Source organism: Streptomyces sp. H39-S7, from assembly GCF_027158205.1.
In the GTDB taxonomy this organism is placed as follows: Bacteria; Actinomycetota; Actinomycetes; order Streptomycetales; family Streptomycetaceae; genus Actinacidiphila.
Genome location: NZ_JAPVLU010000033.1, coordinates 2,222 through 12,529, shown reverse-complemented (window position 1 = coordinate 12,529; position 10,308 = coordinate 2,222). Strand labels below are relative to the sequence as shown.

General features: G+C 74.4%; 3 protein-coding genes and 1 pseudogene. All 4 read left to right on the top strand.

All coding sequences use genetic code 11. The features are described 5' to 3' along the window. Nucleotides 1-8: 8 nt before the first annotated feature. Nucleotides 9-5,435 (top strand): type I polyketide synthase, encoded by a 5,427-nt coding sequence (locus O3X23_RS28050; RefSeq protein ID WP_269274370.1) that lies wholly within the window; start codon nucleotides 9-11, stop codon nucleotides 5,433-5,435. Nucleotides 5,436-5,500: 65 nt separating this feature from the next. Next, nucleotides 5,501-8,629 (top strand): annotated as a pseudogene (locus tag O3X23_RS28045) (type I polyketide synthase); the annotation flags it as partial. 157 nt (nucleotides 8,630-8,786) lie between these two features. Next, nucleotides 8,787-9,650 (top strand): hypothetical protein, encoded by an 864-nt coding sequence (locus O3X23_RS28040; RefSeq protein ID WP_269274368.1) that lies wholly within the window; start codon nucleotides 8,787-8,789, stop codon nucleotides 9,648-9,650. A gap of 1 nt (nucleotide 9,651) precedes the next feature. Next, nucleotides 9,652-10,308: ABC transporter ATP-binding protein (locus O3X23_RS28035; protein ID WP_269274367.1), on the top strand; the 657-nt coding region annotated here is incomplete at its 3' end.

Here is a 10,308-nt window from a genome sequence, read left to right as displayed (position 1 = left end):
GAGAACTGATGGCGGACGAGAAGCAGTTGGTCGACACGCTCAAGCGGGTCGCCGCTGACCTGCACGACGCCCGCCGCAGGCTGCGGGACGCGGAGGACAGGGAGCGCGAACCGATCGCGATCATCGGTATGGCCTGCCGCTTCCCGGGCGGCGTCACCTCGCCCGAGGAGCTGTGGGAACTGCTCGCGGCCGGTGCGGACGGCCTGACGCCGTTCCCCACCGACCGCGGCTGGAACCTCACCCAGTTCCAGGACAGCGAACGGGAGAAGGGCGGCGAACGGGAGAAGGGCGGCGCCGCGGGCGACGGCGCCCCCGAGGGCGGCTTCCTCGCCGACGCCGCCGAGTTCGACGCCGAGTTCTTCGGGATCAGCCCCCGCGAAGCCCTCGCGATGGACCCCCAGCAGCGGGTGCTGCTGGAGACGTCGTGGGAGGCGTTGGAGCGCGCCGGGATCGACCCGGTGGCGCTGGCCGGCACCCGGACGGCGGTCTTCACCGGCGTCAGCAGCTCCGACTACCTGCGCGGGCTGCAGAAGATGCCCGCCGAGGTCGCCGGCCACATGATGACCGGCGTCGCGGGCAGCGTCCTGTCCGGTCGCGTCTCCTACGCGCTGGGACTGGAGGGCCCCGCCGTCACCGTCGACACGGCCTGCTCGTCCGCGCTGGTCGCCCTGCACCTCGCCGGCCAGGCGCTGCGGGCGGGGGAGTGCACGCTGGCGCTGGCCGGCGGGGTGACGGTGATGGGCTCCGCCGGAACGTTCCTGGAGTTCAGCCGGGCGGACGGGCTGGCCGGCGACGGCCGCTGCAAGCCGTTCGCGGAGGCCGCCGACGGCACCGGGTTGTCGGAGGGCGTCGGCGTCCTGCTGCTGGAGAAGCTGAGAGACGCCCGCCGCAACGGGCACCGGGTGCTGGCCGTGGTCCGCGGCAGCGCCGTCAACCAGGACGGCGCGAGCAATGGGCTCACCGCGCCCAACGGTCCCTCCCAGCAGCGCGTGATCCGGCAGGCGCTGGCGAGCGCCCGGCTGTCGGCGGACCAGATCGACGCCGTCGAGGCGCACGGCACCGGCACCAGGCTGGGCGACCCGATCGAGGCGCAGGCGCTCATCGCCGCCTACGGCCGGGAGCGCCCGCAGGACCAGCCCTTGTGGCTGGGCTCCATCAAGTCCAACCTCGGGCACACCCAGGGGGCGGCGGGTGTCGCGGGCGTCATCAAGATGGTGCTCGCCCTGCACCACGAGGAGCTGCCCCGCACCCTGCACGTGGACGCGCCCAGCAGCCACGTCGACTGGTCGGCGGGCTCCGTGGAGCTGCTGACCGAACCCCGGCCGTGGCCGGCGGGGGAGCGGACCCGCCGGGCGGGCATCTCCTCCTTCGGCATCAGCGGCACGAACGCGCATGTGATCGTCGAGGAGACCCCGTCCGGGGAAGCGGCGGACGAGGGCGCGCCCGATGCACTGCCCGCGGTGCCGTGGCTGCTGTCCGCCCGGACTCCGGAGGCGCTGACCGCCCAGGCCCGCCGCCTGCACGAGCACCTGCGGGACGGATCCGCCGCCGACCCCTCCACCCTCGGCGCGGCCCTCGCCACGACGCGCTCCGCCTTCCCGTACCGGGCGGGCGTGGTGGCCGGGGACCGCGAAGGGCTGCTCACCGCGCTCGCGGCCCTCGCCGACGGCGAGACCGCCCCGGGCGTCCTGCGCGACGGCCCCGGATCGGGGCAGCTCGGTTTCCTGTTCACCGGCCAGGGCAGCCAGCGGCCCGGGATGGGGCGGGAGTTGTACGCCGCGTTCCCGGTGTTCGCGGCGGCGCTCGACGAGGTCGCGGCGGCGTTCGACGCGCACCTGGACCGTCCGCTCAAGGACGTGCTGTTCACGGGCGGGGCCGACGGATCGCTGGACACGACCGGCTACACCCAGCCCGCGCTGTTCGCCCTGGAGGTGGCGCTGTTCCGGCAGGTCGCCGCCTGGGGTATCCGCCCGCAGGTACTGGCGGGCCACTCCATCGGCGAGCTGGCGGCGGCGCATGTCGCGGGCGTGTGGTCGCTGGCGGACGCGGCGCTGCTGGTCGCCGCGCGCGGCCGGCTGATGCAGCAACTGCCGTCCGGCGGTGCGATGGCGGCGATCCAGGCCACGGAGGCCGAGGTGCTGCCGCAGCTCTCCGACCGTGTCGGCCTCGCGGCCGTCAACGGCCCGACATCCGTCGTCGTCTCCGGCGACGAGGACGCGGTCGGGCAGGTCGTCACATACTTCGACGAGCTGGGGCGCAAGACCAAGCGCCTCACCGTCAGCCACGCCTTCCACTCCGTCCACATGGAGCCGATGCTCGAAGCGTTCGGTGCCGTCGCCGCCGGCCTCACCTACAACGCGCCCGCCATCCCCATCGTGTCGACCCTGACCGGCCGGGCCGCCACCGCCGAGGAACTGACGGACCCTGCGTACTGGGTCCGGCACGTCCGGGAGACCGTGCGCGTCGCCGATGCCGTCACGACGCTGGAGGAGCGGGGCGTCACCGCGTTCCTGGAGCTGGGGCCCGACGCCGTGCTGAGCGCGATGGGCGCCGAGAGCGTGACGGACCCGGCCGCGTCGGTCCTGGTCCCCGCGCTGCGCCGGGACCGTGACGAGGCCCGGACACTGGTGGAGGCCGTCACCCGCCTGCACCTGCGCGGAGTCGGCGTCGACTGGCGGGCGTTCTTCGCGGGCCGGGCCGCCGCCGGTCTCGTGGACCTGCCGACGTACGCCTTCCAGCACCGCGGCTACTGGTTCACGTCCAACGCCCTGCCCAGCGGCGACGCCGCCGACTTCGGCCAGGACGCGGCGGACCATCCGCTGCTCGGCGCCGCCGTCGGCATCCCGGAGTCGGACGGGCTGCTGTTCACCGGGCGGCTGTCGCTCGCCACCCACCCGTGGCTGGCCGACCACGCCGTCAACGGCACCGTGCTCGTGCCCGGCACCGCGCTCGTCGAGATCGCCGTGCACGCCGGAGACCTCGCGGGCTGCGGCACGCTGGAGGAGCTGACGCTGCACGCGCCGCTGGTCGTTCCCGCCACGGGCGCCGTCCAGGTGCGGGTGCGGCTGAACGGTGACGGGCAGCGGGCCGTGACCGTCTTCTCGCGGCCGGAGGGCGCGCCGGAGGGCAGGGCCTGGACGCGGCACGCCGACGGGACGCTCACCGAGCACGCCCCCGCCGCCGGGTTCGATCTGGCGCAGTGGCCCCCGGCCGGCGCCGAGCCGGTCGCGGTGGACGAGCTCTACGCCGGGCTGGCCGGTCGCGGCCTGGAGTACGGTCCGGCCTTCCAGGGTCTGCGGGCCGCCTGGCTGCGCGGCGACGAGGTCTTCGCCGAGGTCGCGCTGTCGGAGAAGGAGGAGTCGCAGGCCGGGCTGTTCGGTCTGCACCCGGCCCTGCTGGACGCCGCCCTGCACGCGGTCGCGCTGGGCGGGTCCGGCCTGATGGGCGGCCCGGCCGACGCGGATCCCGACGCCACATGGCTGCCCTTCGCCTGGTCGGACGTGACCCTGCACGCCTCGGGCGCCAAGGCGCTGCGGGTACGGCTCGCCCCGGCCGCCACCCCCGGTGGCGTCTCGGTGCGGGTCGCGGACGCCGAGGGCGGCGCGGTCGCGTCCATCGGCACGCTCACCCTGCGGCCGGTGTCCACGGCCCAGCCGGGCGCGCCGGGCACGACGGACGACGCGCTGTTCACCGTCGAGTGGAAGCAGCTCACCCCCGCTGCCCCGGTCGACGGACCCGCGCCGGTCGTGCTGACGGCACCGGCCGGTCGATCCGCGGCCGACGCGGTCGCCACGGTCCTGGCGGAAGTGCAGGAGTGGCTGGCCGACGAGGCGAACGAGGACGGCCGGCTGCTCGTCGTGACCCGTGGTGCGGCGGCCGTGACACCCGGCGAGGGTGTGACGGATCTGGGCCAAGCGGCGGTGACCGGCCTCGTTCGGGCCGCCCAGGCGGAGAACCCGGGCCGCATCGTCCTCCTGGACAGCGACGGCGGGACCGTCCCGGACGGAGTTCTGGCGGCCGGTGAGTCCGAACTCGCCGTCCGCGACGGCATGCTGTGGGCTCCCCGACTCGTCCGCGCGACCATCGAGGAGTCCGCGGCCGCCCCCTGGCGCTCCGACGGCACCGTACTGATCACCGGGGGCACCGGCGGGCTGGGCGCGCTCATCGCGCGGCACCTCGTCACCGCCCGGGGCGTGCGGAACCTGCTGCTGGTCAGCCGGCGCGGCCCGGCGGCGCCCGGCGCGGACGCCCTGGTCGCGGAACTGGAGGCGGCCGGGGCGGCGGTGACCGTCGCCGCCTGCGACGTGGCGAACCGCGACAGTCTGGCCACGCTGCTGGCGGGCGTGCGGCTCAGCGCGGTCGTGCACACCGCGGGCATCGTGGACGACGGCGTCATCGGCAAGCTGACCCCCGCCCGCGTCGCGTCCGTCCTCGGCCCGAAGGCCGACGCCGCGGGCCACCTCCACGAGCTGACGGCGCACCTCGACCTGGACGCGTTCGTCCTGTTCTCCTCCGCCGCCGGAGTCTTCGGCGGCGCCGGGCAGGGCAACTACGCGGCCGCCAACACCTATCTGGACGGCCTGGCCGCGCAGCGCCGGGCCGCCGGCCTGCCCGCCACCGCGCTCGCCTGGGGCCTGTGGGACCCGGCGACCGGCGGCATGGGCTCGGCCCTGACCGGGGCCGACGTCGAGCGGATGGCGCGCGGCGGTGTCCTGGCCCTCGGCCGGGAGCAGGGCCTCGCGCTGTTCGACACGGCGGTCACCGCGGACCGGGCGCTCCTGGTGCCGGTCGGCCTGGACACCCGGGCCCTGGGCCGCGCGATGAGCGGCGAGGTGCCCGGCATGTTCCGGTCGCTGGTGCGCGGCCCGGTACGGCGCGCGGCGGCGGCCGGCGGGACGGGGGGTGCGGACGGCGGCCTCACCGCGCGGCTGGCGGCGCTGCCCGCCGGCGAACGGCCGCAGCTGGTGCTGGGGCTGGTCCGCAAGCAGGTCGCGGCCGTCCTCGGCTTCGCCGCCGACCAGCCGGTCGAGGCGGAGAAGCCGTTCAAGGACTTCGGCTTCGACTCGCTGACGGCCGTGGAGTTCCGCAACCGGCTCGTCGTCGAGACCGGGGTGCGGCTGCCCGCCACGCTCGTCTTCGACCACCCGACGCCGCTGGAGCTGGCCGACCACCTGCTGCAAGCGCTGGCCCCCGCCGACGACGATCCCGCCCACGCGCTGCTCGCGAGCCTGGAACAGCTCGAACCACTGCTGAGCACCGACGGGTTGGACAAGCTGACCCGTTCCAAGGTCACCGTGCGCCTCCAGGCGCTGATGTCCCGCTGGCACGACGCGGCAGCGCCCGCGCCCGCCGGCCGGGACGAGGCGGCGACCGTCGACGAGGCCTCGGACGACGAGCTGTTCGCCCTGCTCGACGGCGAGATCGGCTCCGACTGACGGCTCCGACCGACCCCGTCCCCTCCCGCTCGCCCGCCTGCCGTCTCCAAGGAGCTGAAGCACGCATGACCACGGACACCGAACAGAAGCTCCGCGACTACCTGAAGCGGGCGACCACCGACCTCCTCCAGGCCCGCCGCCGCATCCAGGACCTGGAGGACAGGACCCGCGAACCCGTCGCCATCGTCGGCATGAGCTGCCGCTACCCGGGCGGGGTCACCTCGCCCGAGGAGCTGTGGGAGCTGCTGGCCGCCGGTGGCGACGGCGCCCGCGGCTTCCCGACCGACCGGGGCTGGGACGTCGAGAACCTCTACGACCCCGACCCGAACGCCCTCGGCAAGAGCTACGCCAAGGAGGGCGGCTTCCTCGCCGGGGCCGGGGACTTCGACGCCGCGTTCTTCGGCATCAGCCCGCGGGAGGCGCTGGCGATGGACCCGCAGCAGCGGCTGCTGCTCGAAGCGTCCTGGGAGGCGTTCGAGCACGCCGGGATCGACCCGGCAACCGTGCGCGGCACCCGGACCGGCGTCTACGCGGGCGTCATGTACCACGACTACGGCTCGGACCGGGCGTCCATCCCCGACGGCGTCGAAGGCTTCCTCGGCACCGGCACGGCCGGCAGCGTGCTGTCCGGACGCGTCTCGTACGCGCTCGGGTTGCAGGGCCCGGCCGTCACCGTCGACACCGCCTGCTCGTCGTCGCTGGTGACGCTGCACCTCGCGATGCAGGCGCTGCGCAACGGCGAATGCGGGCTCGCGCTGGCCGGCGGCGTCACCGTCATGGCCACCCCCGACACGTTCATCGACTTCAGCCGCCAGCGCGGGCTGGCCCCCGACGGCCGCTGCAAGCCGTTCGCGAAGGCCGCCGACGGCACCGGCTGGGGCGAGGGCGTCGGCGTGCTGCTCCTGGAGCGGCTTTCCGACGCGCGCCGCAACGGCCACCCCGTCCTCGCCCTGGTGCGTGGCAGCTCCATCAACCAGGACGGCGCGAGCAACGGCCTCACCGCCCCCAGCGGCCCGTCCCAGCAGCAGGTGATCCTGGAGGCGCTGGCCGCCGCCGGGCTGAGCACCGGCGACATCGACGCCGTCGAGGCGCACGGCACCGGCACCGTCCTGGGCGACCCCATCGAGGCGCAGGCGCTCATCGCGACCTACGGCCAGGACCGGCCCGCCGACCAGCCGCTGTGGCTCGGCTCGGTGAAGTCCAACCTCGGGCACACCCAGGCCGCCGCGGGCGCCGCCGGCGTCATCAAGATGGTGATGGCGCTGCGCCACGCCGTGCTGCCCAAGTCGCTGCACATCGACGAGGCCAGCCCGCACGTCGACTGGTCGGCGGGCGCCGTCGAACTGCTCGCCGAGGCCCGCGCCTGGCCCGACAGCGGCCGGCCGCGCCGCGCGGCGGTCTCCGCGTTCGGCATCAGCGGGACCAACGCCCATGTCGTCCTGGAGCAAGCACCGCAGGACGAGCCGGACGAGACCGGGGAGACCCCGGAAGCTGGTGCACCGCGTCCGGTGCCCTGGCTGCTCTCCGCCAAGGGTCCGGCGGGGCTGCGCGCGCAGGCGGCCCGGCTGCACGCCTGGGCGACCGACCACCCGGAACTGTCGGCCGCCGACATCGGCCTGTCCCTGGCCACGTCCCGCACCCAGCTCGGCCACCGGGCGGCGGTCGTCGCCGACAGCCGGGCGGACCTGCTGACGGCGCTGGACGCGCTCGCGGCGGGCGGCCAGGGCCCGGCCGTGGTCCAGGAGACGCAGGGGAGCGGCCGTACCGCCTTCCTCTTCACCGGTCAGGGCAGCCAGAGGCCGCGGATGGGCCGTGAACTGCACGCCGCACAACCGGCGTTCGCGCGGGCCCTGGACGCCGCGTGCGCCGCACTCGACCCGCACCTCGGAACACCCCTGAAGGACGTGCTGTTCGCCGAGCCGGGCAGCGCGCCGGCGGCGCTGCTGGACACGACCGGCTACGCACAGCCCGCGCTCTTCGCCCTCGAAGTGGCCCTCTACCGGCTGCTGGAGTCCTGGGGGGTGCGGCCCGACCTGCTCGCCGGGCACTCGATCGGTGAACTGGCCGCCGCGCACGTCGCGGGCCTCTGGTCGCTGGAGGACGCGGCTGCGCTCGTCGCCGCCCGCGGCCGGCTGATGCAGGCGCTGCCTGAAGGCGGCGCGATGGCGGCCCTCCATGCCACCGAGGCGGAGGTGCTGGCGCAGCACCTGACGCCGGGAGTCGGGATCGCGGCGATCAACGGCCCGCACTCCGTCGTGATCTCGGGTGACGAGGCGGCGGTCGAGGCGGTCACCGGGCACTTCCGCGAGCTGGGCCGCAGGACCAAGCACCTCACCGTCAGCCACGCCTTCCACTCCGCGCTGATGGAGCCGATGCTCGACGGGTTCCGACGGGTGGCCGCAGGGCTGACGTACCTCGAGCCGACGATCGCGATCGTGTCGTCCCTCACCGGCAAGCCCGTCACCGCGCAGGAACTGCGCAGTCCCGACCACTGGGTGCGGCACGTCCGCGAGACTGTGCGCTTCGCCGACGCCGTGGGCAGCCTGGAGGCCGAGGGCGCCACCACCTTCGTCGAGCTGGGCCCGGACGCCGTCCTGTCCGCGCTGGTCCGCGACTGCCTGACCGCGCCCGCGACCGCCGCCGTCCTCCCCGTACTGCGCAGGGACCGCACCGAGCCGCAAGCGGTCACCGAGGCCGCCGCCCGGCTGCGGATGCGCGGCGCCGCCGTGGACCGGGCCGCGCTCTTCGAGGGCACCGGTGCCCGTCGTGTCCCCCTGCCCACCTACGCCTTCCCGCACCAGCACTACTGGCTGGCGGCCGCCGGCCGCGCCTCGGCGGGACCCGGAGCGCCGAGCAACCCGGTGGACGTTCCGGACACCACCTGGGGGCACCTCCCAGCGGTAGCCGGGGGAGAACCCGCCGACGACCCGCTGGAGTTCCAGCGGCGACTGCACGCCGCCGAAGGAACGGCCCGCGAAGCACTCCTGCTGGACCTGGTGCGTACGGTCACCGCCTCCGTGCTCGGCCACGCGTCCGCCGAGGAGGTGGAGGCCGACAGCGAGTTCATCGACCTCGGCTTCTCCTCGCTGCTCGCCGTGGAGTTCCGCGACCGGATCGGCGCGGCCGTCGGCGCCCGGCTGTCCGCCGCCGTGATCTACGAGTACGAGACGCCCGACGAGCTGGCCGAGCACCTCCTGGAGATCGTGGAAGCGGTCGCGGCGGGTGCCCCCGACGAGTAGGGGGCGCTAGGGGTTCCGCTAGGGGATCTCAGTGCAATTGCCCGCTTCTAGCATCGGAAGCACTCCCCATGCGGGTGCACGGGACAGCAGCAGGGAACGGAAGGGGCGGTTGGTGGAGAAATCCGATGCATGGTGGGAAATCGGCGGCAAGGGCCCAGGAGACCTGGTGCTCGCCGTCGACTTCACAGCCACCGGGCGACCCGATGCGCGATTCGCCGACATCGTCGGCCTCACCGCCACCAGCCACCCGGTCTGGGAGACGATGCCGCAGGCCATCGCCACCGACATCGGCCCGTCGGGCGAGGAGTACCTCGACCGCTGGTTCGAGGACGTCCGCGCGAGCGGCCGGCCGGTCGGTGCCGTACTCGGCTTCTGCGCCGGAGCGGTGTACGCCGCCGCCCTGGCCGGCCGGATAGCGCAGTGGCAGGAACGAGCGCCCCAGCTCGTCCTGTTCGACCCGGAGCCGGCGAACGCGTTCGGTCTGCTGTGGCAGTTCCACAACTCCGTCGAGCTGTTCGCCGGAATCATCGGCGCCGAACCGGTCGCCGAGGCCCAGGAGACCGCCCGGCGGACGCTGGAGGCCGACCCCGAGAACCTCGGGCACATCGGCCCGGTGCTCGTCGGGCTCTTCCGGCAGATCAGCGAAGCCGCCTTCGACGAGATCGAGCTGGAACCCGAGAGCAGGACCGAGTTCACCGAGTCCTTCACCTCCTTCGTCGCCTACGTCGTCGCGGCCGGCCAGCTCAACTCCTCGGCCGCCACCGCATGGACCGACGCCGTCGCCTTCAGCTCCGGAAGCCCGCTCAGCGGACTCAACCGGCTGCGTTCCACCGACCCGGACGGCGCGGCCGGAGCCGTGGCCCGTGAACTCCGGTTCGACTGCGATCACACCGACCTGCTGCGTGACGAAGGCGCCGCCACGGCGCTGGCCGAGCTGCTGACCGCACAGGACCTCTCCCGACAGATCCGGATGTGACATGAAGACCACAGAGAAGACCACCGCCGCCCGGGCAGAGGGGACCGTTCCGGCGGCGGCACCGGTCCTGGTAGCCGCCGACGCCGCCGAGACCCCCGCCGACGCCGCCGTCGACCCGAAGTCCGCGGCCGAACCGGCCATCCGCGTCACCGGGCTGCGCAAGGTCTACGGCGAGGTCCAGGCGGTCAAGGGCATCGACCTGACCATCGCCCCCGGCGAGGTCGTCGCACTCCTCGGCCCCAACGGCGCGGGCAAGTCCACCACCATCGACATGGTCCTCGGCCTGTCCCACCCCACCTCGGGTGACATCAGCATCTTCGGCCGGGCCCCCTACCTCGCGGTACGGGAAGGACTGGTCAGCGCCGTCCTCCAGGAGGGCTCGCTGATCGACGACATCTCCGTCCGCGAGACGCTGGAGATGATCTCCTCCCTCTACAAGAAGCCGCTGCCCCTCGACGAGGTGCTGCGCCGCGCCAACATCGAGGACATCGTCGACCGCCGCGGCACCAAGCTCTCCGGCGGCCAGCGCCAGCGCGCCCGTTTCGCGTGCGCGCTGATCGGCAACCCGCAGCTCCTGGTGCTCGACGAGCCGACCTCCGCCATGGACGTCGGCAGCCGGCGCACGTTCTGGGAGTCCTTGCGGACGTTCACCGACTCC

What these genes read in the sequence shown, in the direction of transcription:
- O3X23_RS28050 (WP_269274370.1), top strand. Translation starts at nt 9, where the DNA reads ATGGCGGACGAGAAGCAGTTGGTCGACACGCTCAAGCGGGTCGCCGCT.